Genomic DNA, 25633 nt, shown 5'->3' on the forward strand with positions numbered 1-25633 from the left:
AGGCATGAGATATTTTTTGATTTTAATAGGTTTTTTATTAATTGTTGGTTGCGGTGAAGAGAACTCGGGTCATGAGGTAAAGTTATCCCAAAAAATGGCTGCGGTAAGAGATTCGTTGGATACCTATTTTTTGAAATTGACCGAGTTAAACCATTTCAATGGTGTGGTCATGGCTTTTCAAAATGATACTTTATTACTGAATAGGGCCTATAATTTGAACCATGATCAAGATAATTCGACTTACGTTACCACCGATACCCAGTTCGATATCCATTCGGTTTCCAAATTAATGACCTATTATTTGGTAGCAAAATTGGAAAGTCAGGAAAGGCTTTCCACCCAGCAAACTTTGGACATGTTTCTGGATGGTTTTCCAAAAGGGGAAGAAATTACAATACAAATGTTATTGGAACATAGCTCTGGGTTGCCAAGGGAGTTGATTGGCTATGAGGGGCAGGAATATGACCTTGATCCGGAAGAAATAGTGAGATTGGCGAGCAATCAGACATTTCTGTTCGAGCCAGGGTCCGATTTACAGTATTCCAATATTGGTTACGAGATACTTTATTATATCATTTCCAATATTTACGAAAAGCCATTTTCCCAATGTGTCATGGACGAAATTTTTATTCCATTGGGTATGAACTCCAGTGGCGCACATTTTTTTGTAAAAGAAGACCGAAAAATAGCGTTGGCGCAAAACCATGTTTTGAAGGATAGTTTGGTCACAAGGGTAGAAAATATCAGAAAGGATGAGTTTAGGACGGCCCGCCTTTTTTCGACAGCAGCTGATTTGAAAAAATTCTTGGATGCTGTGAAGCAAAACCCTTATGCCGAGGATTTACAGAACAAAAATGGAGTTATAGCCAAAGATGGAGGGTCGGTAGGGATACGTGCACAGGTGTACAGCGATCTTGTTCATGGATTTGATTTTGTTTTGTTGGCCAACTATGACGAAATGCCATTTTTTAAAACAATCGATGATATGGCGGCCATTTTAAAATCAGAGCCGGTAAGCTTTCCAAAGGAAATCAACAGAAAGGCTATAGTTGTTGATGCAGAAACGCTTCAACGTTATGAAGGCTTTTATACCTTTGCGGATTTTGATGGTCTGGTGTTGGAGATAAGGATGGAAAACAACCAACTTGTAGTTTTTCAAGAGGGAGAAAAAATAGCATCGCTAAATGCGGAATCACCAACCGTGTTTTTTGAAAATCCGAAAGAGGCCGAATCATTTGAGTTTGTCGAAAATGAAGATGGAACCTATGATGCATTAATGGGGTGGAAAGGGATTGTTGTGGAAGGAAAATTGAAGTGATGCTATTTTTTGGGACATCAATTTTTTAATTCATAGTAGGGAACAAAAAGGATGTTATATTTCTTGGCATAGATATAAGTAAACTGGGCTCCAAAAAACAAAATCAAACAAGAATAGGATACCCATAATAAGACCAAAACAATGGTTCCGGCAGCTCCATAGGTAGAACCTGGATTGGCCTCTCCAAAATAGAGGCCCAGTAAAAATTTACCGATTACAAACAATACGGCGGTCAAGAAAGCTCCAAACCATACGGCTCTCCATTTAATTTTGGCATCTGGCAGAAATTTGAACATAAGCGCAAACAATATGGTAATTATACCAATGGAGGAGACAACATCTATTCCATAGGCCAAGTAAATGGCAATTTCTGTGAAGAGGCTTTTAAGGTAATCATTCAATGCTGCTATTACTGCTGTAATTATAAAACTTATGAGCAGTAAAAAACCTATGACCAAAATAAAGGCCAGACTTTTTGCCCTTTCGGTAATCAGTTTCAAAAAACTAAAATCTTGAAAGCCTTTTATACGCCAAATTTCGTTCAAGGAAATTTTTAATTGGTAAAAAACACCAGTAGCACCAAAAAGTAGCGTGGCTATTCCAATGATGGTAGAAATTAAATTTTTGTCCTTGTTTTGGGTATCCTGGATTATTTCCTCAATTGTACGAGCGGCATTGGGTCCCAAGGCAGAAGAAAATTCATTGGTCAGTTGGCCTTGCACAATTTCCGTACCCCAAATGGATCCTATCACATTAATAATGATTATTAATAATGCAGGCAAGGACAGGACTGCATAATAGGCTACAACAGCACTTAATCTCCAAGGCCTTACTTGGTTCCATGCTTTGAAGGTATCCAGTATCAGATAAGGAAAATCCTTAATTCTAAAATGATCTTCGTACATATGTTCCTTTTTCAAAAAAAGCACTTGATAGGTTTAAAAGTGATTTTATGACGGGAACATAAGATTTCTTTAAGCAGGTTATTGTTGGAATAAAATTAATTGTTGACGGTAATGAATAATTAGAGGTTTCAGTGTTCATTATTCATTTAAAAAGGAATCTGGATTATTTGAATGCAATGGCACGTAGGTCTCTATAATATATGGTGTGATTTTTCGTAAAGTCTCCTCCGTAATAGGATGAAGACCGGGAGAAGTAAAGTATTCAATTTCTTTGTCCTTGTTCTTATAGTACCAGATCATGGGATTGCCATCCTCCGTAAAAAAGCGGGTTGCCATGTTTACCTTAATCTTTTTAAAATTTTTCAATTTAAAGGGATCAATGGGTTCCACTTTTGTGCCAAATTTTGACCGTGGACCCACCTCGCAGGATATTAAAACATAGATGGAATCTGCCCATGTCATGCAAGACTCATCTTGCGCTGTATTCTTATCTACTTTTTTGGGCCAAAGCTTTACGATTAAAACCATCAACAATATTCCAATGACGCCTAAGCTCAGGTATTTGATGTTTTTCTTTGTGGGTAATTCTTCATGGTTGTTTTTTACATAATCCGCATAGTTCTTAAATCCTAAATATTGACATAAAAGGTCGACACTTTCGGCTTGCAGTTGGCCTGTTTCATTCTGTTTGTTGATGTATTTGTCGTAAGCGCGTTCCAATGTTTTAGAACTTAAGTTGCTGAACAGACTTATATGTTTGGATAAGGCAAACCTAGAATGGGATGCATGTTCCCCTTTAGCTTTCTCAAAAACTTTTAGAACGATTTCCTCTATCCTTTTATCATCCATTGTATTAATGTACAAATTTTCATTCAGCAAATATGGAAGCTTAACGGCTCTGAGCGGTTGTGTTTACTGGTGTCTAAAAAGTGTCTACAACAAGTCCGGCCTTTGTCTGCAATCAAAATCATTCCTCCAATTTACTTTGTCGCAGAAATGAATTCAGCTGTGCTTTGCTAACATAGCTTTTCTAGAGGATTCATTTTTATGGGATTCTGTAAAGCGGTCAGTATTTGGCTCACCGGAAAGTAGCCGATACCGCCGCTTACAGTTTCCACTTTCCAAAAAAAAGCAAAGGAGTACTCCAAAACTCACAGGTGGCCGCAAGGCCGAAATAAATCCGGGTATCCCGGACGGCCACCTCTTTGTTTAACCTTAATGAACCTTAAAAATGAAGAAAATTCATTGGGCCATAATGGCCGTAGTTTTTAATATGTTCTTGTTTTCTTGTACCAAAGAAAATGTAGCCGATACCGAGACATTGTACAATACAGTGGCAACCGAGGGGGATGATGAAAATCCACCGCCAACTCCACCACCTCCGCCACCACCACCTGGGGAATAGAAGTAGGAATAATTTTACTAATTTGAGCCGTGCCTAATTTTAGGCACGGCTCTTTTTTTAAAAACAACCTTGAAGATTTTGAAGAACCTATTCCTTTTACTCGCGATTGTTCTGTTCAGTTCATGTGGACATTCAGATGGAAATTCCGTGACGGGTACAGCTAAAATCAAGGACAGTGCTTTATATTACTATACACAATCACTGAATACAAATCTGTCATTAACGGACAAAAAACAAGCCGCCAACAAATCTATTTACTTTGCCAAAAAACGTAAAACCGATAGTCTTTATCTTAATATATTGTATCAAAAAGAGTTGTTGAGCCTGTCTTTGGGCGAGTACGATAGTTTGGTAGATTACAATTAAAATGTAGTGGAACAGGCCATGCTGACCAATAATGTCTCCATGTTGGCAAGACAGCACTACTTTATGGGATATTTTTATGATCATTATTCTAACTTGCCCGATAGCGCTTTTAACAATTATAAGAATTCGAAAAACTATTTTGCTGCGTTGAATGATAGTTTGTGGGTCGGAAAAATTTTATTGAGCATGGCGATTGTTCAAAAGGATCAGAATGATTTTTTTGGAAGCAAAGAAACGGTTACCGAGGCCATAACGTATTTGAATGGGGACGAACATAGGAAAGAAATGGTCCAATGTTATAATCTCTTGGCCACCAACCACAGAAAACTTCTCAATTTCGAAGACGCTCTGGCCTATTTTCAAAAGGCCTTGGACTTAACGGATTCAGCACAGGATGTACTACAATTTAAGAACAATCTAGCGGTAACTTATATTGATTATGGAAAGTACCAAAAGGCGGTTGATATTTTAAAGGATATTATTGATGACCCTTCTTTAAATCGAACCACGACTCAATATGCCCGAGTTTTGGATAATCTTTCCTATGCCAAATGGCTTTTGGATGGTAGAGATGAAACAGAGGCTTTAATAAAGGCATTAACAATCAGGAGCCAGAAAAACGATAGAAGAGGGCAGATCTCGAGCTATACGCACTTGGGAGAATCGAATATGAAGAGAAATCCCGATGCGGCAATGGCCTATTTTGATACGGTGATCAATATTGCTCGGAAAATAAGAATGCCTCGCGCCGAAACCGATGCGCTAATGTTTATAATGCAACTGCAACCCCATAATATTGGGGTTCGGAATCGCTATATAATTTTAAAGGATAGCCTTGAGAAGGAAGAATTAATGGTGAAAACCCAATTTGCAAAGTATAAATATGACGATAAACAAAAGCAAGAATCCATATTAAGATTGGAAAAGGAAAAGGCGGAACAGACATTGCTTGCGACCAGGGAACGTAGCCGGAAAATAATGTCTTATCTGGGGTCCATCACATTGTTGTTGGGTCTGAGCTTTGCCATCTATTATTTTGGACAGCGAACAAAACGTTTAAAAGAAGAGACCAAAACCGCAAAATTAGTGGCCACCTTGGAGACCGAAGCGGATATGTCACGCAGGCTTCATGATGATTTTGGTGCCGGGTTGAACCAAACCATGCTGATGCTGCAAGGGGACGCCGATAAATCAAAGATTTTGGACCGATTGGATGGGCTATATAATCAGAGCCGTAGTTTTTCCAGAGAAGTCAATGAAGTGAATACAGGTCCCAATTTTAAAGAGGAATTGTCGGAGATGTTACGTTTCAGAACTCCTTCACAGACCAATTTGATCATTACGGGAGCCAAGGATATGGATTGGGACAGCATCCAACCGCTATCCAAAATGGTAATATATAAAATCCTACAGGAACTTATGATCAATATGGGCAAGCACAGCAATGCGACCTTGACAACCATAGGGTTTAAAGTATCAGGAAATACCCTTTTGGTAAATTACTCGGACAATGGCGTGGGGGCATCGAAACGGGAGCTAAATTCCAAAAATGGGCTTCGGAATACGGAAAAGCGTATTCAGGCCATAGGCGGAAGCATTACTTTTGATTCGGACAAAGGAGCTGGATTCAATGCCAACATGATTGTACCAGTTTAAAAACATTCAGTTAGTATGTTCAAAAAAGTACTGATAGCAGAGGATTTTCAAGATACCAATCAAGGAATCGCAGATACACTTAGGGATAAATTATATATCACTGCAATACAAGAGGAATTGTATTGCGATAAAGCCTATAACCGTGTAAAATTTGCGTTGACCCAAGGCGAACCTTTTGACCTGTTGATTACCGACCTCTTTTTTAAAGAAGATCATGTGGAGCGTAAATACACCTCGGGACTGGAACTGATCCAAGCTGCCCGCGGAATTCAGCCAAATTTGAAGGTGATCATAAATTCAATGGAAGACAATCCTTCTAAAATTAACGCACTTTTTAAGGAAGAAGGGATAAATGCCTATGTATGCAAAGGCCGAAATGGCTTAATGGAACTCGTAAAGGCGGTACAGGAAGTTTACCATAACCGAACCTTTGTTTCTCCAGAAATCGACTTAAATGTAAGTAACAACGTATTTGAGTTGGAAGAGTTTGATCTGATGATCCTACAATCGTTGGCAGATGGGCTCACAAAAAAGGAGATATCGGAACGATTGAAAAAGGATAATATTAGCCCAAACAGTGAGAGTACCATAGATAAAAGGGTCAGTAAATTGTTTGATGAATTTGGAGCTAAGAATACCAATCATTTGATTGCTAAATTGATTCGAGAGGATAAAATTTAAACCTCGGAATCATACCAAACTACATTTCCATACGGATTTCTGTAAGGGATTGTTTTTAGTTACAAGTATGTTTGGGAGCAAAGAAAATTAAATCATATGGAGTTCGACCATAACTAAAAACGAGGCTAAACCTAAGTGCCATAAAATTAGGACAACACAAACTATTCAAACCATTCAAATGATTAAAAAATCAACCTTTAAATTATCGGCCATTCTTATGGCAACCACAATTCTTTTTTCCAGTTGTGCGTCCATAGTAAGCAAGTCTAGCTATCCTATTTCAATTAATAGTGCCCCAAGTGAAGCAAAAATTGTAATCAAGGATAAAAAAGGAATTGAAATATTTTCAGGACAAACTCCAGCAACATTAAAATTAAGGGCAGGCAGTGGATTTTTTGGAAAGGCAAGATATCAGGTGACTTTTTCCAAAACCGGTTACGATACCAAAACGGTTCCAGTGGAATTTAAAATGGACGGTTGGTATTTTGGGAATTTGCTCTTGGGAGGACTTATAGGTATGTTGATAATTGACCCTGCAACAGGGGCAATGTATAAATTGGACACTGAATTTTTAAATGAAACCTTGGTGCAAGCCACTGCGAGTAATCAAAACGATGGACTACAGGTCTATGATTTGAATGAGATACCCACAGAATGGAAAAGCCATTTAGAACAAGTAAGTGAATAGCTTTAAACACTAATCATGTACTATTCACCATAGAGATAACGGATTATTTTATTCATTTCTCAATTTTTTTTGGTAAAAAGCCAGGCTCTTACAGAATTCTGTAAGGGAATGGCTTTTATTGGTTTTAGGTTTGAAAAAGTTTAACCTCAAGAAAAATGGAACTTCAAAACCAACTGAAAGCCTTGGCCGAGAAAGTAGTCAAGCTTAAAGAACAAATTGATACGGAAGAGTCCACGAAACATGCATTTGTTCTTCCGTTCATTAATTTATTGGGTTATGATACTTTCAATCCAACCGAGGTCGTACCTGAGTTCACTGCGGATTTGGGCCTTAAAAAAGGAGAGAAGGTGGATTATGCTATTTTTCAAAATGGGGAACCGATTATTATTATAGAGTGTAAAAATTGGAAAGAAAAACTAGTTGCTCACAACTCCCAATTATTTCGATATTTTCATACCACAAAAACTCGATTTGCATTATTGACCAATGGTATAGAATATCAATTTTATACGGACTTGGAAGCGACCAATAAAATGGATGAAAAACCATTTTTGGAGTTTGATATCACGCAATTAAAAGAAAGTACTATTAATGAGATTACAAAGTTCCATAAATCAAATTTTGATATTGATGAGATTGTGGACAACGCATCTTCCTTAAAATATACTAAGGAAATTAAGAAGATGATCTCAATAGAATTGGAAGAGCCTTCATATGATTTTGTAAGGCTTTTTGCAGGAAAAGTTTATTCTGGCCGGCTTACTGAAAAGGTAATGGGGGAATTCACCGATTTGGTAAGCAAGGCCTTTTCCCAAACCATTAGTGAGAAGGTAAACAACCGATTGAATTCCGCACTTCACAAAGAGGCGGAGAAACAATTGGAGGAAGATAAGGAGCCGGAAAAAGCGAGCAAAGTAAACACTACAGAAGAGGAATTGGAAGGGTTTAGAATTATCGTGGCCATTCTTAGAAGAAAGTTAGCCATTGACCGTATTGTTCACCGAGATACACAGTCCTATTTTGGTATCCTATTGGACGATAACAATAGGAAACCACTTTGTAGACTTCATCTTAATGGAGGCAACAAATATTTAGGGGTTTTTGATGAGATGAAAAAGGAGACTAGGCACTTTATTGAAACTGTAGATGATATCTATCAATTTGAAAAGGAGTTACTTCAGACAGTGGACTATTATGAGGAAGAGTAAAATCCTTTTTGCTTCCATACTTTTTATTACGCTTACGAGTTTTACCACTGTCACAATTTTTGAGACCAAAGTATACATCTGCAAGGGAAAGAGTAGTAAAAGGTATCATTATAATAAGCGTTGCCGGGGTTTGTCCAACTGTTCGACCAAAATTTATGAGGTTACATTAGTTGAGGCAAAAGATTTGGGACGAACATTATGCGGTTGGGAGGATTAAACCTAGCTTTAATCCAATCTAAAATTTAAAAACACCGGTAAATGGTCTGATAATTTGCTGGCCTTTTGCAGGTTTTCGCAAAATCGCACAAAATCAACTACTCCTCCTTTTACTTTTAAAACACCCTTTGAATAAAAAATATTATCAATGGGATAATTGAGGTATTCGGTACCATCACATTCCCACTTTAGTGTGGTCTTTTGGTTTGAAATGGCCGCTTGGAATCCGGATGTTTTAAGGGTATTGAAAACAGGCATTTCTTCATTTACATTAAAATCACCTGCAATTATTAGAGGAAAGAAACCCGATGAGTCAATTGCAAATTTGGATAACGCCATAATTTCACTTTCAGGATCTTTATTGTAGGGCCTTGAATGGAAGTTAATTACAGTAAACTTTTTTCCTTTTGTATAAAAGTCCAAAAGCATGGGTTCTCTGTCAATAATGGAATCCAACTCAATAATTAATCTGCCCCGGTTCTTAATTTTTATGTGTCTTGTCTTCCAAACAATGGCATAACGCTCGGTTACATATTTTGGACTATCAGTGGGATTACTGATCACATAGTCCCATTTAGCACCTTTTCTATTTAGTATTTCCGTTAGTCTCGCCACCGCTTGAGCACCTCCAAAACCAGCCACCACTTCTTGAATGGCTAGAATATCCGCGTCTCTTACAATTTCAGCTATTTCGTTAAGTTCTTCCGTGTTTTTGGTTTTTCCAAAGTCTTTGATGTTCCATGATATTAAGGAAATTTCATCTTGTTGGGAAAAGACAAAACAATGGTAAATCAGTAGCAGTACTACGAGGATAGATTTTTTCAGCATGGGTTGAATTTGTACTGAAAAATAAGGAATAAGGAGCTTGTAACTTACGGGATTCTGTAATAAGTATATTGTGTAAAAATCAAAAACCCTTGAAAATCAATAGATTGACAAGGGTTTTTGTACTCGAGGCGGGACTTGAACCCGCACGGGCAAAATGCCCACAGGATTTTAAGTCCGGCGTGTCTACCAATTCCACCACTCGAGCCTAGACTTGAAACAAAAAAACGCTGCAAGCAGCGTTTTCTTTGAGCGAAAAACGGGATTCGAACCCGCGACCTCCACCTTGGCAAGGTGATGCTCTACCAACTGAGCTATTTTCGCATTTTAAAGAACTCTTGCACCTTTCACAAGCGCGGATGCAAATTTATAATATTTCTATTAAAATAAAAGAATTTTTTTAGGAAGAAGCTTTTTTCTTTTTTCCTAACAGGCGCTTGATCTCGTTTAATTTCATTAAAGCCTCCACAGGTGTCAGAGTATCAATGTCCAAGTGTAAAATTTCTTCCTTGATTTCTTCCAATAATGGATCGTCCAAATTAAAAAAGCTCAACTGCATTTCGTTTTGGGAAGCCTGTAATTTGTCACTTACCTCTTCACTGGAATGCGATTTTTCGAGTTTTTTAAGGATTTTGTTCGCTTTTTGGATTACTTGTTGAGGCATCCCGGCCATTTTTGCCACGTGTATACCAAAGCTGTGTTCGCTTCCACCTGGTACCAGTTTTCTAAGGAACAGAACATTGTCTTCCAATTCCTTTACGGAGACATTGTAGTTCTTTATTCTGGTAAAGGTATTGGTCATATCATTGAGTTCGTGGTAGTGGGTGGCGAACAATGTTTTTGCCTTGGCAGGGTGTTCATGTAAGTATTCAGAAATCGCCCAGGCAATCGAAATGCCATCATAGGTGCTTGTTCCTCGACCAATTTCGTCAAGTAGGACTAAACTGCGCTCGGAGAGATTGTTCAAAATGGAGGCGGTTTCGTTCATTTCCACCATAAACGTGGATTCCCCCATTGAAATATTATCACTTGCACCGACTCGGGTAAATATTTTGTCCACGACGCCCAAATGGGCCTCTTTGGCGGGTACAAAACTCCCCATTTGAGCCAATAGGACAATGAGTGCCGTTTGTCGTAACAGTGCCGACTTACCGCTCATATTGGGTCCAGTAATCATAATGATCTGTTGCTCTTCTCGGTTTAGGAGCACATCATTTGTTACATATGCATCACCGATGGGCAACTGCTTTTCGATAACGGGGTGCCTACCTTCCTTAATATCGATTTCGGTAGAATCGTTCACAACTGGTTCAATATAGTTGTTCTCCTTTGCCAGTTGCGCAAAGCCACAGAGGCAATCCAGTTGGGCGATCAGATGAGCGTTCAATTGAACCGGTGCAATGTATTCCTGCATCCACACTAGTAACTGCTCAAAAAGTTGTTGCTCCAATTGGTAAATCCGTTCTTCGGCTCCCAATATTTTGGATTCGTATTCCTTAAGTTCCTCCGTAATGTATCGCTCCGCATTGACCAAGGTCTGTTTGCGAATCCAAGTTTCCGGAACCTTGTCCTTGTGTGTGTTCCTGACCTCAATGTAGTAGCCGAATACGTTGTTTGATGCGATTTTCAAAGAGGTAATTCCCGTTTCCTTGGTTTCTCGCTCCAACATTTTGTCCAAATAATCCTTACTGGAAAAAGCAAGTCCTCGCAATTCGTCCAGCTCTTCGGAGTAACCCTGAGCAATGGTATTGCCCTTGGCAATGTTCACCGGTGCCTCCTCGTTGAGTACTTCCTTTATTTTGGAACGGAGTGCATCACAATCGTTCAGTCGCTCTCCTATGTGCTGCAGCGAGTCGTTGGTGCTATTTTGGGCCAATTGTTTGATGGGCGCAACAGCTTCAAGCGAATTTTTGAGTTGGACCACTTCCTTTGGATTGATTTTACCTGTGGCCAGTTTGGAGATAAGTCGCTCAAGGTCGCCCATTCGGCCGATGTTTCCCTGAATCTTGTTCAGTTGTTCCTCTTCCTCTTTAAAATAGGATACGACCTGATGCCTTTGATGGATTTTTTCCACATTTTTCAGCGGTAGTGCCAACCATCTTTTTAGAAGTCGACCTCCCATTGGGGAAATGGTCTTATCTATAATATCCAACAAGGTCACTGCATTTTGGTGCGTTGAATGGTAGAGCTCCAGATTCCTGATGGTAAAACGGTCCATCCAAACATATTCCTCTTCTGCAATTCGTTGTATCTTATTGATGTGCTGCAGTCGACTGTGCTGGGTTTCCGAAAGATAATGCAGTACCGCTCCCGATGCTATGATCCCATGATTGAGATGATCAATGCCAAAACCCTTAAGCGTTGCTGTCCCAAAATGATTGTTCAAACTCTCTTTGGCATAATCTTCTTGAAAAATCCAATCTTCCAAAAAGAAACTATGGAACTGTTTGCCAAAACATTCCACAAAATCCTTCCTGTGGCTTTTGGATACCAATACTTCATTGGGTGAAAAATTCTGTAGCAGCTTGTCCACTTGTTCCACCGACCCTTCAGAGGTTAAATATTCCCCGGTGGAAATATCCAGGAAAGAGACTCCCAATTTATGGCGTCCAAAATGTACAGCGCATAAAAAGTTGTTGCTTTTGGCCGTCAGGATGTCATCGTTCAGGGCGACCCCTGGAGTCACCAGTTCCGTAACACCACGTTTTACAATGCTCTTGGTTTGTTTGGGGTCTTCCAACTGGTCGCATATGGCCACACGTTGCCCCGCTTTCACCAATTTAGGTAAGTAGGTATTCAGGGAATGATGTGGAAATCCGGCAAGTTCCGTCTTGTCCCCACCATTGTTCCTATGGGTCAGAATGATGCCCAATATCTTGGCGGCCTTTACCGCATCTTCCCCAAAGGTCTCGTAAAAATCCCCTACCCGGAACAACAACAGGGCATCAGGGTGTTTCACCTTAATGGCATTGTACTGTTGCATTAACGGGGTTACCTTCTTATTCGTTTTCTTGGCTGCCAAAGCGATTTAATTCTGTTACTTTTGCCCAAAATTGGGATGAAAACGAATATATTGTTTTCATCGACCATCAAAAATTTTTGTTGATATTTTCACCTCAATGTTTAAAAAATGAGTCGTAAACTTGATAATAGCGAGCTGGAGCGATTGGATGTAGCCGAATTTAAGGAAGCCAAGAAAGCTCCCATTATCATAATTTTGGACAATGTTCGAAGCCTCAACAATATTGGCTCCGTTTTTCGAACGGCAGACGCTTTTTTGGTCCAGAAAATTTTCCTCTGCGGTATTACCGCGACCCCACCTCACAAAGATATCCGTAAAACGGCTTTGGGAGCTACCGAAAGCGTGGATTGGGAATACAGAAAAGATACATTGGAGCTTGTGGAGGAGTTGAAAAAGGAAGGTGTAAGAACGGTTTCGGTCGAGCAGGCGGAACACTCCGTACTTTTAAACGATTTTCAAGTTGATGCCCAAGAAACCGTTGCCCTGATTTTTGGCAATGAGGTAAAAGGTGTTTCCCAGGAAGTGGTCAACGCTTGTGAAACAGTTTTGGAGATTCCTCAGTTTGGAACAAAACATTCGTTGAATATTTCTGTAAGTGCCGGGGTGGTGGTTTGGGATGTATGGTCCAAGCTAAATGCCCAAAAATAAAAAGGCCCTGAAAAACAGGGCCATATATAAGTCTGAGTTAGTTAGTTTCTCGAATTGAGGCTGCTAATAAAATAAAACCATTCGTTATATCCAAACATTTTCTAAAAATTCTCTTAAATGTTTGACAAAAGTATATTGTCCTCCAGCTTTTCTAAAATGAATTCGTAATCCTCTGGATTGTTAACGAAATCGAGCTCGCCCATATCCAAGATTATGCTGTTCTGACTTGGTGTACTCTTGATAAAATCCAAATATCCACGATTGATATTTTCCAGGTATATGGGGTCTATGTTCTGCTCGTAGTCCCTGCCTCTTTTTTTTATATTGGCCAATAACCGTTCGGTATTTTGATATAGATATAGGTAAATCTGGGGTTTTCGTACCTCCCTGTACATAAAATTAAAGACCTTTCGGTACAGATTGTATTCATCCTTTTGCAGGGTAACCTTTGCAAAAATCAGCGATTTGAAAATATCGTAGTCGCTCACCATAAAATTTTTGAACAGGTCGAACTGTGATGTATCGTCCATAAACTGCTGGTACCTATCTGCCAAAAAAGACATTTCCAACGGAAATGCATAACGAGCCTGGTCTTGATAGAACTTGGGGAGAAAAGGGTTGTCCGCAAAGCGCTCCAGAACCAGTTTTGCATTAAAGTCGTTGGAAATCATTTTGGACAAGGTTGTTTTTCCTGCCCCAATGTTTCCTTCAATGGCAATCAGTTGCAGCTGAGAGAACAGTCCCGACCTATCCTTGAACAGTTTGTGCTTTGTTTTGGTGAGTTGGCTCTTATCCTTGCATTCCTGTAACAGATTGCGAGTATCCTTGGATAACAATGGATGGTAGAATTGCGGGGCAATATCGCTAAGGGGCTTTAGAACAAAATTACGGTGCTGCATTTGTGGATGGGGAATCACCAATTGATCATTGTTGATGGCCTCTGACCCGTAATAGATAATATCGATATCTAGAGTTCTTGAACTATAACCGGAAACGGAACGCATCCTACCAAAATCCTGCTCGATCTGCAGCAGGGTTTCCAGTAAATCCTTAGGTCCAAGCGGTGTAAGTACCGATAATACAATATTATAGAAATCATCGCCCTCGAACCCTATTGCAGGGTTCTCGTACACGGATGAAATATCCAAGACCTTGCCCGCTTTTTGTTGAATTCTAAATACAGCCTTTTGAAGGTTCGCAAGACGATTTCCCAAATTGCTGCCCAAAGAAAGATATGCCTTTTGTTTTGTAACCATAATCGAAGAAACAAAGTAACAAAACAATACTACAATGGTTATATTTGAAGTGTATTAAATTTTATTGAATGAAGTTTTTAAGAAACCTACTTGCCTCAATTTTGGGGAGCTTGATGGCATTTATGATTATTGTTGGAATGTTCTTCATCTTTATGATCCTGGTGGGAAGTGCAGAGGATGGTGTTGTTGTGAAAAGGAATTCGGTGCTCGAAATTAGTTTTGTGGGTCCTATCCGGGATTATACTGGAAAGGATGAGACGGACCCTTTTGCGTCATTGTGGACGGAAGAACTCGGTTTGGATGAGATACTGCACGCCATAAAGGTGGCCAAAACAGATAATGATATTGAAGGAATCAGCTTGACCACTGGTTTTTTGCAAGCCGGAGTGTCGCAAACCCGTGAAATCAGAAAGGCCCTGATCGATTTTAAGTCCAGCGGCAAGTTTGTATTGGCCCATGCGGATGTTTTTGCGCAGCGGGATTATTATTTGGCCAGCGCAGCGGATGAGATATACTTAAATCCCGTAGGTGTGGTCGATTTTAAGGGACTCGCCACTGAGGTGCTTTTTTATAAGGATCTTCAGGAAAAGTCGGGAATACAAATGGAAGTGATCCGCCATGGCAAATACAAGAGTGCGGTGGAGCCATTTCTGTCAGATACCATGAGCGAGGAGAACCGTACCCAGATCAAGGAGCTCATAACCTCTGTTTGGGGCGTTATCCTGGACGATATTTCCGAATCCAGAAATATTACCATCCAGAATTTGAACATTATAGCCGACACCCTAGGAGGTAGAACACCAGAATATGCGGTAGCTTCAGGTCTTTTGGATGGTACGCTGTATTATGACCAATATGAGGGTCTGCTCAAAGAAAAGGTGGGTATTGCCCCAGATGACGAATTGGAATATATAGGGCTTACGGATTACGTACAAAATGCCAACAAAAGGAAAATCAGATCGGGGTCCGATAAAATAGCGGTGATCTATGCCCAAGGAGAAATTCTCGGAGGAGAAGGGGGCAAGGATTATATTGGCCAAGGCCTTATTGTGGATGCCCTTCACAAAGCTGTGGACAATGAAAGTGTCAAGGCTATTGTACTTCGTGTAGATTCACCTGGTGGCAGTGCTCTGGTTTCCGATATTATTTGGCGCGAGATGCAATTGGCGAAAAAGGAAAAACCATTGGTGGTTTCCTTTGGAAATGTCGCTGCATCGGGCGGATATTATATTGGCGTGGGCGGCGATAAGATTTTTGCGGAACCCACAACCATTACAGGTTCCATTGGCGTTTTCGGTACCATTCCCAATGTGCATCAACTTGCGGAGAATATCGGTGTAAATGCTGAACAGGTGGGGACCAATAAAAATTCCGTGGACTATTCGTTCTTTGAGCCGATGACCGATACTTTCCGAAATGTAATGCAAGAGAGCATAGAACAAACCTATCAGACGTTTTTGGAGCGTGTTTCGCAAGGTAGAAATATGACTGTGGAACAAGTAAACGAGGTGGCCCAAGGAAGGGTGTGGAGCGGCGTGGACGCTCAGGCACTTGGTTTGGTGGATGAACTTGGCAATTTGGAGGACGCCATAGCTGCAGCCGCCGAAATGGCAGGGACAGAGGATTATGGTGTTCGTAAATACCCAAAATATAAATCCGACTTTGAACGTTTCATGGAAGATTTTGGGTCGGTAAAATCCAAGATAGGAGAGTCCATTATTCAAGAGGAAATCGGCTCCGAGACCTACGAAATATTGAAGGAATTTAAACAGTTCACCAAACAAGAAGGTATACAGGCCAAAATGCCTTTTAGCTTGAACATCAAATAGACCTATCACAAAGGGCTCATTCAACTAGCCTACAAATTATATGACGCAAAAGGACAAGAAGTTAGCATTTTCCATATATCTGTATCTCGGGGCATTGTTCATCACCTCCTTGGTAGTGTCCAACCTTATATTTCAAAAGTTTTTTTCTTGGAGTCCGTTTGGGGATGTCACCGTTTTCGGGGCACCACTTTTTGAGCTTTCGGTTGGTATATTGCCCTATCCCATTACTTTTTTGATCACGGATTTGGTATCGGAAATCTATGGGCAGAAAAAGGCCAACCAAGTGGTTACGGCAGGAATATTTGCCTCCTTTTTTTCGATGGGCATCATTTTGATCGCCAATTATTCCAATGCCATTCCTTCTTCACCTGTAGACGATGGCACATTTACCACGGTTTTTGGGTTGTCCCCCCTCGGCGTACTGGCCTCAATGCTCGCGTACTTGGGAGCCCAATATATCGATATCACCATTTACCACTTTTGGAAACGTGTTACAAAAGGAAGAATGCTTTGGCTTAGGAATAACTTCTCTACATTTTCCTCCCAATTTATAGACACTTTTACAGTTGTCGGGCTCCTCTGTATTTTTGGAGTACTTCCTTGGGATAAGTTCTACGGACTATTGATCAGCGGAGTGATTTTTAAGATTATGATCGCCGTATTGGACACCCCATTGCTCTATTTTTTCGTATATCTGATGCGTAGAAGATTTAACTTAAAAATAGGAGAGGAAATTTCGTTGGATTGATGCTTCTCCTTTAATTTGTTGTAAAACACCCAAATATGAAAAAAAAATTCCTGAAAATTACCGGAATAACCCTACTTATCCTACTTGCAATTATCATTTTGGTGCCCTTGTTCCTACAAGGTAAGATTGAAGAGATAATCAAGACCAAAGTGAACAATAGTATCAATGCCACATTGGATTTTGAGGATGCAGATCTTAGTCTTCTCAAAAGTTTTCCATATGCCAATGTTGGGCTATCCGAACTTTCCTTGGTGAACAAAGCGCCATTCGAGGGGGACACGCTCTTTGCTTCCTCACAGATAGAATTGTCCATGTCCATTAAAGAACTGTTTAAATCTGCAGATGAACCTATTGTAATCAAGACCTTGAATATCGATGGTGCAAAATTACACATAAAGGCAGATGCGGAAGGAAATGCCAATTACGATATAGCAAAGGAATCAGAGGAATCCACTACTTCAACAGCCGACGAAGCCAGCGGTAATTTTACCTTGAACATGGATTCGTATGCCATTACCAATTCAGAGGTCATCTACGAGGATTTGGGCAGTGGAATGCGATTGGATATCACTGAGATGAACCACTCTGGTACAGGAGATCTTTCTTTGGAGAAATCTGAACTAAAGACCCTTACTGATGCCTTGGTGTCCTTTGAAATGGACAGTACACAATATTTGAACAAGAACAAGATCAATCTAGATGCTTTGATCGGTATCGATTTAAACCAGAGCAAATACTCTTTCTTGGAAAACAAGGCGCTTGTCAACCAATTACCTTTGGTGTTCGATGGCTTCGTTAAAGTGAACGAGGAAAATCAGGAGGTCGATATATCATTTAAAACACCATCATCCGACTTTAAAAACTTTTTGGCAGTGATTCCCGAAGCCTATGCCGCCAATATAGAAAATGTTGAAACCACGGGTAATTTTGAGGTGAACGGGGAGTTTAAAGGGGTGGTGGATGATGATCATATCCCTGCCTTCAAAATCGCCATTAATTCGGAAAACGCCTCCTTTAAATACCCGGATTTGCCCAAATCGGTGCGCAATGTATTTATAGATACCGAGATCAATAACGAAACAGGAATTACCGAGGATACCTATGTGAACATCAATAGATTGTCCTTTTTGATCGATCAGGATCAATTCAACCTGAATGCCAAGATCCGTGAACTTATGGGTAATACCAAGGTAAATGCCCATATGGATGGTAGGATCAACTTGGCCAATATTTCGCAGGCCTATCCTGTTCCGGAAGATTTTGACCTCAAAGGAATATTGAACGCCGACATTACAACCGCATTTGATATGGCCTCTTTGGAGAGGAAACAATATCAGAACACCAAAACAACGGGAAAGGCCTCCCTATCCGGTTTTGAGTACGCCTCCGAAGAGCTTAAAAACCCTGTGGCGATTAACAATGCAGCGGTGTCCTTTAACCCGAACACGGTAACATTGGATTCGTTCAACGGTAAAACCGGAAATACGGATTTTGCAGCGAAAGGTACCTTGACCAATTTATTGGGCTTTATGTTCAATGATGAGAACATAGAGGGGAACTTTACCTTGAGTTCCAATCAATTTGCCCTGAACGATTTTATGATGGAAGATGAGGCTTCAGAAACCGAATCGGAACCTGTTGAAGGAGAAGATGCATCAACGAGTGAAGAGCGTATCAGGATACCGTCCTTCTTGGATTGTACCATCGAAGCCTCGGCCAATACCGTTGTCTATGACAACCTTAACTTAAAAAACGTAAAGGGGACACTGGTCATCAAAGATGAAACGGCCACGGTGAAAAACCTGACCTCTGATTTGTTTGGGGGTACTTTAGGGGTATCAGGTTCGGTATCAACAAAAAAAGAGGCTTCCACATTTGATATGGACCTTGGGATGACCAATTTTAACATTGGGGAGTCTTTTGCCGGTTTGGAGCTATTTAAAGTATTGACACCGTTGGCAACTGCCTTGAACGGGAAATTGAATTCGGATATAAAAATAGCTGGAAACCTAAAGGATGATTTTACACCTAACTTGGCCACTGTTTCCGGAAATTTGTTGGCAGAACTTTTATCCCCAACGGTAGATACACAAAAGGCCCCCTTGGTGTCTGCATTGGATAGCAAACTGAATTTTTTGAATACCAAAGAAATCAATCTGAATGGCCTTAAAACAGCTTTGACTTTTGATAACGGTACGGTCAAAGTGAAACCGTTTACCTTGAAATACAAGGATATCAATATCAATGTCAATGGTAGCCATACCTTTGATAGGCAAATGCAATATAGTGCTACATTGGATGTGCCCGCTAAATATCTGGGTGCCGAAGTAACCCAACTGATCGCTCAATTGAACGACAACAGTGTAGGGGAGGTGACTGTCCCCGTTACGGCAAACATCGGTGGTAGTTTTACCGATCCATCGGTAAGCACGGATCTGACCTCGAGTGTAAAGACCTTGACTTCCAAGTTGGTGGAAATGCAAAAACAAAAGCTGGTGAACCAAGGAAAGGATAAGGTGAAGGACCTTTTGTCCGATGCTTTCAAAAAGGATGAATCAGATACCACGGCCACTAAATCCACTGGGGTCAAGGATGCCATTGGCAATATATTGGGAGGTAAAAAAGATAGTACGGCAACAGATTCCGCCAAGACCAAAACGGAGGATGGCGTTAAGGACGCGGCCAAATCCATTTTGGGCGGACTGCTCAAGAAAAAGAAAAAAGATAGTGTGAACTAATAAAAAAGGGGCGATTTATTTCGCCCCTTTTTTATTCCTTGATTTCCTTATCGATTACCATAATGATCTCATCAAGGCTTTGCATCAAGGGATCGTAGTGTACCGTTTCGGTCTTGATGCTGGTCAAAATGAACATGAGCATATTGTTCTCAAATTCCTTTGATTCCAAAAGTTTGATATTGCTGGTCTTTTCACTGTTTAAAGGTATTCCCAGTTCACCGGAAACGCCTGTCAGGTCATAAATGGTCTTTATACTGTTCTCTTCCCCTCGGAACATATCTATGGTCTGCTGCCTTTCATTGTCCAACATGGTCTCCTGTTTGGAGATGTCGTCCATATTGGAAATCCAGTTGGTCAACAAAATTCGTAATCGGGGATTGGAAATGTCCTTTAGGCTACCGGAATTGATCATTTCTTCCAAAAGGGAATTATTGGGATTGAAGGAAATATCGAAAGCAAAGGCATTATACAATAGATTGGATAGTTCCTGTTCCGAAGGGTTCTTGTCCGGGTCTACCATAAAGGCTATAATTTTTTTTGAATCCTCATAGCTTTGTTTGTTGAAAGCGATAAGTTGTTCCAACTTTGTCTTGCTCGTCTCGAATTCTTCTTTTAGTCCTTTAAGGTATATCTGCTCCTTATGTTTTTTAATGTTGATTTCGTTCGCGTTGTCAATGGCCAGAGCGATCAAGATGCCCACGACCACCAAAATGATTTCTCCAAGGGCGTACAACAGGTAGTTGCTGACTTTTTTTTCGGCAATCAATTGCTTTCTTACTTTTCGAAATAGCTTTAGCATATACTTCTGTTGGCGTTTTCAGATAGTTCCACAAAACGAATCTAATTATTTTTAGGTTATCATCCTGTCAAATAAAAAAATTATCGGTATCCAATGGATACAGCTATAACCAATGCAATGGCGGCCACCAGTAAAATGATCAAGGTAGGTTTAATGGCAAACCTTAACCATTTATTGTAGGGAATGTTACAAAGTGCGAGAACAGCCATAAGAGCTCCATTGGTCGGTACAATCATATCGCCCATAACAGCTCCATATTGATATGCCAGGACACAGGTTTGTCTGGATATACCAATTAAATCGGAAAGAGGAACCAAGATGGGCATCGTCAATACAGCTTGCCCGGAATAACTGGGCACTGGAAAATGCAAAAACGTATGGGCCACCATCATACTTATCGCAGATATTGATGGGGGAAGGTACTGCAAAGGTCCAAAAAGGCCATTGACAATGGAATCCATTACCATACCCTCTTTCAAAATTAAGGATATACTATTCGCAAGTCCCAAAATTATGGAGGCAAACATCATTTCCTTAAAACCTTCTATATAAGATTCTCCAGTACCATTGATGCCCAGCCTGCCAATGAGTCCGGCAGCTATACCTAAGGCAAAAAATGAGGCAGACATTTCGTTGAAATCCCAGTTCAAAAACAAAAGACCATAAATAACAACACAGAAGGTTGCACCGAGCAGTATTAAGATGATTTTACTTCTTGCGGTCATTGATTCATGTGCCGAAGGCATCTGTACCTTTTCAATTCTGTTTCTGTGTGCATATCGAACAAGATAAATGGTCCAAACAACAAGAACAATTGCCAAGACCATTAACCTAAGTTCGCTGCCAGAAAGTAAGGGGAGTCCAGCTTCTTTTTGTGCAATCAGTACAGCAAATGGGTTGGACGGACTAAAAGAACTGCCAATTACGGTGGATCCGTAGCTCATTAGTATCACGGTGAGCGTATTGAAGCCCAAACTTTTTCCGAACAAGAGTAATATGGGAATCATGGCGATTACTTCTTCCTGCATGCCGATAGTAACACCTGCAGCAGCATATAGGGTGGAGACCAAAACCAAGGCTAAAGTCTCTTTTCCCTCCAGTATTCTGACCAATTTCACCAATCCTTGGTTAAGCGCTCCTGTTTTTTCTATAACGTAGAAGCAACCTCCGATCAATAAGATGAGAACTATGGCATCCGCCCTTCTAATAATACCTCTTGGAATGGAGAGGATTAAATCCATGAAGGATAAATGTTCCGAATCTACCGATTGGTAAGAGTTGTTGAGCACTTTTGTTGTTCCAGTGACCTCATCCAGTATTCTTTGATAGCTCCCTTGTGGTATTATGTACGTAAATATCCAAGCAAAGATTATGACAGAAATGAGTATGACAAAGGCATTGGGAAATTTTTTCATTTAAGGTTGGTTTCAGAAGTCGGTGGTGATGGTGAATGTATAACCTCCTGAAAATAAGCTTTTTTTGTTGATTTTGGATATAAAAAAAGGATGCAATTACTTTTTGCTCCTTTCTATCCATTTGTAGATGTACTCAATTAAGAAACAGCTGCCGATGATAGAAATGGCAACAATAACACCCATTCTGTTAGCTGAAAATTGCTGCTGTAGTAAAACAGTGGTAGCAATAATGCATAAGATAAACCCGATTATGGGAATTGCCCTAATGTTTTCGATTTCTTTTGATAACCGAATACCAACATAGTTCACCATGGCAAAAATGAGCAAGAAACCTACGCTTCCAGCAGTTGAAATACTTTCCAGTTGCAGCGTATTGGTCAAGGTCAAAGTTAAAATTGCAGTGATAAGTAAGCCAATGGGCTGATTCCAAAGTTGATAGGTGAGCTGATGGGGCAGTTCATCTTCCTCGGCAATTTCATAACTTACCCTACTTCCTCCATATAGAGATGCATTGATGGCAGAAAAGGTTGAAATCAAAGCTGCAATGGTAATTATGGTGAATCCCGTTTGGCCCAACATGGGTTTGGCAGCCTCCGCTAAAACATAATCTTCCGCAGTTTTAATGGTGTCAAATGGAAGTGACCCCACAGTGACCACTGCTATGATGATGTACAAAAAGACCACAAAAATGATGGAAATATAATAGGCTCTGGGAATATTCTTTTCAGGATTTTCGATATCTGGAGCTGAGTTGGCAATCAACTCGAAACCTTCATAAGCGACAAAAATGACCATGCCGCCTGTTAAAAGTTGTAAAGGAGCTTCCCAGTTTTCTGGGGATAACTGTTCCAGGTTCGGGTTACCTATCAAGCCATATAGACCAATCCCGATAAATGCTATTAGAATTACAAGTTTTATGACCACGGCATAGGATTCTATCATCCCTACCACCTTAATGCTGTAATAATTGATAATGGAAGCCAATATGATAATGGCGCTGGCATAAATATGAAAATCCATTTCGCCTCCCGTTAAAGAAAGAAGGTTTGGGGCATAAGAGCCAAATGCGGAAGCATATAAGGAAAGCATTATTATATAACTCACCCACAGCAGATTGTTGATGCCCCCGCTAAATATATTTTTGCCGAACCCTTGATTGATAAATTTTACGGTTCCGCCCCTGTCCGGGTACTTTTTTGAAAGCTTTATATAACTGTAAGATGTTATCAGGGCCAATATTCCCGCAAAAAGAAAGGCTAAGGGTGTTCCTCCTTTTGATAGGGTTACGGCCAAACCTAGAACAGCAAAAATCCCTCCGCCTACCATTCCGCCTATTCCAATGGAAATAGCTTCGGCAAGTTTGATTTTTTTGCTCATGGATGTTTTTAGTTGAGTTGAATTATTAGAACTAGTGTTCAGGTCAGCCAATATTTATCCCAACATAATACCCTTCACTGCTCCTTACATTGAAAACCGTGTTGTCCTCAAATATTAAATATTGACCTTTTATGCCCTTAAGCACTCCTTTATAGGTTGGGGTTTTGTCCAAGTTCAGACTTTTTACCTTCTCCGGGTATTGCAATACAGGAAACTTTAATTGGGTCTCTTCCCGATCTTCCAAAAAATATTCCTTTGCCTCATCGGGAATACTACTTTTTAATTTATTGCGCCATTCCACAAGGTCAACATCTTCGAGATTGTTCTTGAGCATTTTTTGCCAACTGGTCTTGTCACTTACATGTTCTTTAAGGGCAACTTCGGTGATGCCCGCCAAGTACCGGTTGGGTGCTTCAACTATTTCTATGGCCTCGTGGGCGCCTTGATCTATCCACCGCGTTGGTACTTGGGATTTTCTGGTCACCCCAACTTTTATATTGCTGGAATTTGCCAGGTATACGATGTGGGGTTGGAGCTGCATCTTTTTCTCAAACTCCAGGTCACGGTCCTCTTTGTCCAAATGGGCAGTACTGAGTTCGGGTTTCATGATCCACTCGCCTGCCAGTGGGGTTTCAAAAAAGCAGGACCTGCAAAATCCTTGTCTGTAAATAGGTTTGTCCTCCCCGCAATTCAAACATTGAAACTTTATAAACTCAATCTCGAGTTCCTTGTTCAGACCTTGGTTCATGTTGATAAAATCGTTTTCAAAAACCAAAAAATATTGAATGGGATCTCCCATTTCAGTCTGCATCTTTTTAAGGACTCCTTCGTAAAGCATATTGATATGAATGTGTTTGTCTTATTTGAAAATGTATGTCAGAAAAGCTATTTTAGCAGTTACGCCAATCTAATTTTCCTTGGTTAAATATACCTAAAATGCCAATACCTTTATTCAACTCCATTGCTTCTTGGTTATTGAGAAAGCGCTACCACCAAATAGAGCTTTTTTTAAAGTATCCTTTGGATGTTCAGGACGAGGTATTGCGACAGTTGTTGGATTTTTCCAAGGATACGATGATCGGAAAGCAATATGGGTTCCAAGACCTTCCCAAATATGATGAATTCAGGAACAGGGTCCCTATAGTGACCTATGAAGATGTGGCACCCATGATCGAGCGTACCCGCAGGGGGGAACAGAACCTGTTTTGGCCCACATCCATAAAATGGTTCGCCAAGAGCAGTGGCACCACAAATGCAAAAAGCAAGTTTATACCCGTAAGTAACGAGGCTTTGGAGGATTGCCATTACAAATCCAGCAAGGATTTATTGTGCCTCTACCTTAACAACAATGAAAACTCCCAATTGTTTACAGGAAAGAGTTTAAGGCTCGGTGGCAGCAAGGAACTGTATGAGGACAATGGAACCTTTTTTGGCGACCTCTCCGCTATCTTGATAGATAATATGCCCCTATGGGCCGAATATAGCAGTACACCTAGCAACAAGGTGTCATTGATGACCGAATGGGAATCTAAACTGGAGGCTATTATAGAAGAGAGTATCCGCGAGAACGTAACGAGTTTGGCCGGTGTCCCTTCATGGATGTTGGTATTGCTCAATCAAGTGTTGGAAAAGACGGGAAAAAACCATCTTTTCGAAATATGGGAAAATCTCGAGGTGTATTTTCACGGGGGCGTAAGTTTTACACCTTATAAAAACCAGTATAAAAAACTGTTGCCGCGTAAGAAGTTCAACTACTATGAAACCTATAACGCATCCGAGGGTTTCTTTGGGATCCAGGACCAAAATAATTCGGATGAACTGTTGTTGATGTTGGATTATGGTATATTCTACGAATTCATTCCAATGGATGCCCATGGGGAAGGGGAGCGGGCAATACCACTTTGGGATGTTCAATTAGGTGTCAACTATGCCATGGTCATTACCACTAATGCGGGGCTGTGGCGATATAAAATTGGGGATACCATCCGATTCACTTCCAAAAATCCTTATCGAATAAAAATAACGGGTCGTACCAAACACCATATCAATGTTTTTGGAGAGGAACTCATTATAGAAAATGCGGAAGAGGCCTTAAAACAAGTGTGTCAAAAAACAGGGGCAGAGATTATGGATTACACTGCAGCCCCGGTTTTTATGACGGGAAAAGAGAAAGGGGCGCATGAATGGATCATCGAGTTTCGAAAGCCACCTGAGGACATCGCTTATTTTACGGAAATGTTGGACAATTCGCTAAAGGCCTTGAATTCTGACTACGAGGCCAAGCGTTACAATAATATTACATTAAAGATGCCCAAGGTCCATGTGGCGCGAAAAAATTTGTTCCACCATTGGTTGAAGTCCAAAAACAAATTGGGAGGACAGCACAAGATTCCAAGGCTCTCTAACCAGCGGGATTGTTTGGAGGAACTCCTTGGCATGAATGAGGAATAGGCTTTATAACCCATAAATTTGTTACTTGTCCGACATTTACGAAAACGTTTTCGTAAATTCACGCCATTCATCGTAGAAACTT

21 protein-coding genes and 2 tRNA genes are annotated in these 25633 nt (G+C 40.4%); 12 read left to right on the forward strand and 11 right to left on the reverse strand.

The window, feature by feature from the left end; genetic code table 11:
• Nucleotides 1-4 precede the first annotated feature (4 nt).
• Nucleotides 5-1318, forward strand: coding sequence for a serine hydrolase domain-containing protein (locus PY091_RS12080; protein ID WP_275649925.1), 1314 nt, complete (start codon nucleotides 5-7; stop codon nucleotides 1316-1318).
• Between the two features lie 17 nt (nucleotides 1319-1335).
• On the opposite strand, the gene PY091_RS12085 is transcribed toward PY091_RS12080, so the two are convergent.
• Together PY091_RS12085 and PY091_RS12090 are read right to left on the reverse strand one after the other, a co-directional pair.
• Nucleotides 1336-2238, reverse strand: coding sequence for a YihY/virulence factor BrkB family protein (locus PY091_RS12085; RefSeq protein WP_275649926.1), 903 nt, complete (start codon nucleotides 2236-2238; stop codon nucleotides 1336-1338).
• A 123-nt stretch (nucleotides 2239-2361) separates the two neighbouring features.
• Entirely contained in the window at nucleotides 2362-3087 is a 726-nt protein-coding gene (locus PY091_RS12090) for a hypothetical protein (protein WP_275649927.1), read from the reverse strand.
• Nucleotides 3088-3454: 367 nt separating this feature from the next.
• Here PY091_RS12090 and PY091_RS12095 point away from each other — a divergent pair, with 367 nt between their 5' ends.
• From PY091_RS12095 to PY091_RS12120, 6 genes are all read left to right on the forward strand, one after another.
• The gene (locus tag PY091_RS12095; RefSeq protein WP_275649928.1) at nucleotides 3455-3628 is read left to right on the forward strand and encodes a hypothetical protein; all 174 of its coding nucleotides are present in this window, start codon (nucleotides 3455-3457) and stop codon (nucleotides 3626-3628) included.
• 78 nt (nucleotides 3629-3706) lie between these two features.
• The gene (locus tag PY091_RS12100; RefSeq protein WP_275649929.1) at nucleotides 3707-3994 is read left to right on the forward strand and encodes a hypothetical protein; all 288 of its coding nucleotides are present in this window, start codon (nucleotides 3707-3709) and stop codon (nucleotides 3992-3994) included.
• Nucleotides 3995-4000: 6 nt separating this feature from the next.
• Nucleotides 4001-5650: a tetratricopeptide repeat-containing sensor histidine kinase gene (locus PY091_RS12105; protein WP_275649930.1), complete on the forward strand. Its 1650-nt coding sequence runs from the start codon at nucleotides 4001-4003 to the stop codon at nucleotides 5648-5650.
• A 15-nt stretch (nucleotides 5651-5665) separates the two neighbouring features.
• Nucleotides 5666-6331, forward strand: coding sequence for a DNA-binding response regulator (locus tag PY091_RS12110; RefSeq protein ID WP_275649931.1), 666 nt, complete (start codon nucleotides 5666-5668; stop codon nucleotides 6329-6331).
• Between the two features lie 178 nt (nucleotides 6332-6509).
• On the forward strand, nucleotides 6510-7019 hold the full coding sequence (locus PY091_RS12115; RefSeq protein ID WP_275649932.1) for a hypothetical protein: 510 nt from the start codon (nucleotides 6510-6512) through the stop codon (nucleotides 7017-7019).
• 155 nt (nucleotides 7020-7174) lie between these two features.
• Nucleotides 7175-8227, forward strand: coding sequence for a type I restriction endonuclease (locus tag PY091_RS12120; protein WP_275649933.1), 1053 nt, complete (start codon nucleotides 7175-7177; stop codon nucleotides 8225-8227).
• A 225-nt stretch (nucleotides 8228-8452) separates the two neighbouring features.
• On the opposite strand, the gene PY091_RS12130 is transcribed toward PY091_RS12120, so the two are convergent.
• From PY091_RS12130 to mutS, 4 genes are all read right to left on the reverse strand, one after another.
• Complete coding sequence (locus PY091_RS12130; RefSeq protein WP_275649935.1) at nucleotides 8453-9271, reverse strand: endonuclease/exonuclease/phosphatase family protein; 819 nt, start codon at nucleotides 9269-9271, stop codon at nucleotides 8453-8455.
• 120 nt (nucleotides 9272-9391) lie between these two features.
• A tRNA-Leu gene (locus PY091_RS12135) sits at nucleotides 9392-9476 on the reverse strand.
• Between the two features lie 43 nt (nucleotides 9477-9519).
• Nucleotides 9520-9592, reverse strand: a tRNA-Gly gene (locus PY091_RS12140).
• Nucleotides 9593-9668: 76 nt separating this feature from the next.
• Nucleotides 9669-12251 carry a DNA mismatch repair protein MutS gene (gene mutS, locus PY091_RS12145; RefSeq protein WP_275649936.1) on the reverse strand — a complete coding sequence of 861 codons (2583 nt, stop codon included), beginning with the start codon at nucleotides 12249-12251 and terminating at the stop codon, nucleotides 9669-9671.
• A gap of 147 nt (nucleotides 12252-12398) precedes the next feature.
• Here mutS and PY091_RS12150 point away from each other — a divergent pair, with 147 nt between their 5' ends.
• Complete coding sequence (locus PY091_RS12150) at nucleotides 12399-12938, forward strand: RNA methyltransferase (RefSeq protein ID WP_275649937.1); 540 nt, start codon at nucleotides 12399-12401, stop codon at nucleotides 12936-12938.
• 113 nt (nucleotides 12939-13051) lie between these two features.
• Here the strand turns inward: PY091_RS12150 and folK are convergent, their stop codons facing one another.
• Entirely contained in the window at nucleotides 13052-14194 is a 1143-nt protein-coding gene (folK, locus tag PY091_RS12155; RefSeq protein ID WP_275649938.1) for a 2-amino-4-hydroxy-6-hydroxymethyldihydropteridine diphosphokinase, read from the reverse strand.
• A 68-nt stretch (nucleotides 14195-14262) separates the two neighbouring features.
• Here folK and sppA point away from each other — a divergent pair, with 68 nt between their 5' ends.
• The 3 genes from sppA to PY091_RS12170 are packed head-to-tail and all read left to right on the forward strand — an operon-like array spanning nucleotide 14263 to nucleotide 19509.
• The gene (gene sppA / locus PY091_RS12160) at nucleotides 14263-16023 is read left to right on the forward strand and encodes a signal peptide peptidase SppA (protein WP_275649939.1); all 1761 of its coding nucleotides are present in this window, start codon (nucleotides 14263-14265) and stop codon (nucleotides 16021-16023) included.
• Nucleotides 16024-16063: 40 nt separating this feature from the next.
• Nucleotides 16064-16771 carry a queuosine precursor transporter gene (locus PY091_RS12165; RefSeq protein WP_275649940.1) on the forward strand — a complete coding sequence of 236 codons (708 nt, stop codon included), beginning with the start codon at nucleotides 16064-16066 and terminating at the stop codon, nucleotides 16769-16771.
• Nucleotides 16772-16806: 35 nt separating this feature from the next.
• A complete protein-coding gene (locus tag PY091_RS12170) occupies nucleotides 16807-19509 on the forward strand; it encodes an AsmA-like C-terminal region-containing protein (protein ID WP_275649941.1) in 2703 nt (900 codons plus the stop codon).
• Nucleotides 19510-19540: 31 nt separating this feature from the next.
• Here the strand turns inward: PY091_RS12170 and PY091_RS12175 are convergent, their stop codons facing one another.
• The 4 genes from PY091_RS12175 to PY091_RS12190 all read right to left on the reverse strand — a co-directional run bounded on the left by PY091_RS12175 (nucleotide 19541) and on the right by PY091_RS12190 (nucleotide 23938).
• The gene (locus PY091_RS12175; RefSeq protein WP_275649942.1) at nucleotides 19541-20308 is read right to left on the reverse strand and encodes a DUF6090 family protein; all 768 of its coding nucleotides are present in this window, start codon (nucleotides 20306-20308) and stop codon (nucleotides 19541-19543) included.
• Nucleotides 20309-20388: 80 nt separating this feature from the next.
• Complete coding sequence (locus PY091_RS12180; protein WP_275649943.1) at nucleotides 20389-21723, reverse strand: YfcC family protein; 1335 nt, start codon at nucleotides 21721-21723, stop codon at nucleotides 20389-20391.
• Between the two features lie 96 nt (nucleotides 21724-21819).
• Nucleotides 21820-23100: an APC family permease gene (locus tag PY091_RS12185; protein ID WP_275649944.1), complete on the reverse strand. Its 1281-nt coding sequence runs from the start codon at nucleotides 23098-23100 to the stop codon at nucleotides 21820-21822.
• Nucleotides 23101-23143: 43 nt separating this feature from the next.
• Nucleotides 23144-23938 (reverse strand): DUF2797 domain-containing protein, encoded by a 795-nt coding sequence (locus PY091_RS12190; protein WP_275649945.1) that lies wholly within the window; start codon nucleotides 23936-23938, stop codon nucleotides 23144-23146.
• Between the two features lie 98 nt (nucleotides 23939-24036).
• Between PY091_RS12190 and PY091_RS12195 the strand changes: the two genes are divergently transcribed.
• Nucleotides 24037-25551 carry a GH3 auxin-responsive promoter family protein gene (locus tag PY091_RS12195; RefSeq protein WP_275649946.1) on the forward strand — a complete coding sequence of 505 codons (1515 nt, stop codon included), beginning with the start codon at nucleotides 24037-24039 and terminating at the stop codon, nucleotides 25549-25551.
• Nucleotides 25552-25633: the final 82 nt, after the last annotated feature.

The organism is Flagellimonas okinawensis (genome assembly GCF_029194005.1).
Classification (GTDB): Bacteria; Bacteroidota; Bacteroidia; order Flavobacteriales; family Flavobacteriaceae; genus Flagellimonas; species Flagellimonas okinawensis.

Bases quoted from the DNA above. Each gene is read 5' to 3' on its own strand.
- PY091_RS12190 (WP_275649945.1), bottom strand. From the start codon at position 23,938: ATGCTTTACGAAGGAGTCCTTAAAAAGATGCAGACTGAAATGGGAGAT.
- PY091_RS12175 (WP_275649942.1), bottom strand. From the start codon at position 20,308: ATGCTAAAGCTATTTCGAAAAGTAAGAAAGCAATTGATTGCCGAAAAA.
- PY091_RS12120 (WP_275649933.1), top strand. From the start codon at position 7,175: ATGGAACTTCAAAACCAACTGAAAGCCTTGGCCGAGAAAGTAGTCAAG.
- PY091_RS12195 (WP_275649946.1), top strand. From the start codon at position 24,037: ATGCCAATACCTTTATTCAACTCCATTGCTTCTTGGTTATTGAGAAAG.
- PY091_RS12170 (WP_275649941.1), top strand. From the start codon at position 16,807: ATGAAAAAAAAATTCCTGAAAATTACCGGAATAACCCTACTTATCCTA.
- PY091_RS12095 (WP_275649928.1), top strand. From the start codon at position 3,455: ATGAAGAAAATTCATTGGGCCATAATGGCCGTAGTTTTTAATATGTTC.
- PY091_RS12180 (WP_275649943.1), bottom strand. From the start codon at position 21,723: ATGAAAAAATTTCCCAATGCCTTTGTCATACTCATTTCTGTCATAATC.
- folK (WP_275649938.1), bottom strand. From the start codon at position 14,194: ATGGTTACAAAACAAAAGGCATATCTTTCTTTGGGCAGCAATTTGGGA.
- PY091_RS12115 (WP_275649932.1), top strand. From the start codon at position 6,510: ATGATTAAAAAATCAACCTTTAAATTATCGGCCATTCTTATGGCAACC.
- PY091_RS12150 (WP_275649937.1), top strand. From the start codon at position 12,399: ATGAGTCGTAAACTTGATAATAGCGAGCTGGAGCGATTGGATGTAGCC.
- mutS (WP_275649936.1), bottom strand. From the start codon at position 12,251: ATGCAACAGTACAATGCCATTAAGGTGAAACACCCTGATGCCCTGTTG.
- sppA (WP_275649939.1), top strand. From the start codon at position 14,263: ATGAAGTTTTTAAGAAACCTACTTGCCTCAATTTTGGGGAGCTTGATG.
- PY091_RS12130 (WP_275649935.1), bottom strand. From the start codon at position 9,271: ATGCTGAAAAAATCTATCCTCGTAGTACTGCTACTGATTTACCATTGT.
- PY091_RS12080 (WP_275649925.1), top strand. From the start codon at position 5: ATGAGATATTTTTTGATTTTAATAGGTTTTTTATTAATTGTTGGTTGC.
- PY091_RS12185 (WP_275649944.1), bottom strand. From the start codon at position 23,100: ATGAGCAAAAAAATCAAACTTGCCGAAGCTATTTCCATTGGAATAGGC.
- PY091_RS12165 (WP_275649940.1), top strand. From the start codon at position 16,064: ATGACGCAAAAGGACAAGAAGTTAGCATTTTCCATATATCTGTATCTC.
- PY091_RS12110 (WP_275649931.1), top strand. From the start codon at position 5,666: ATGTTCAAAAAAGTACTGATAGCAGAGGATTTTCAAGATACCAATCAA.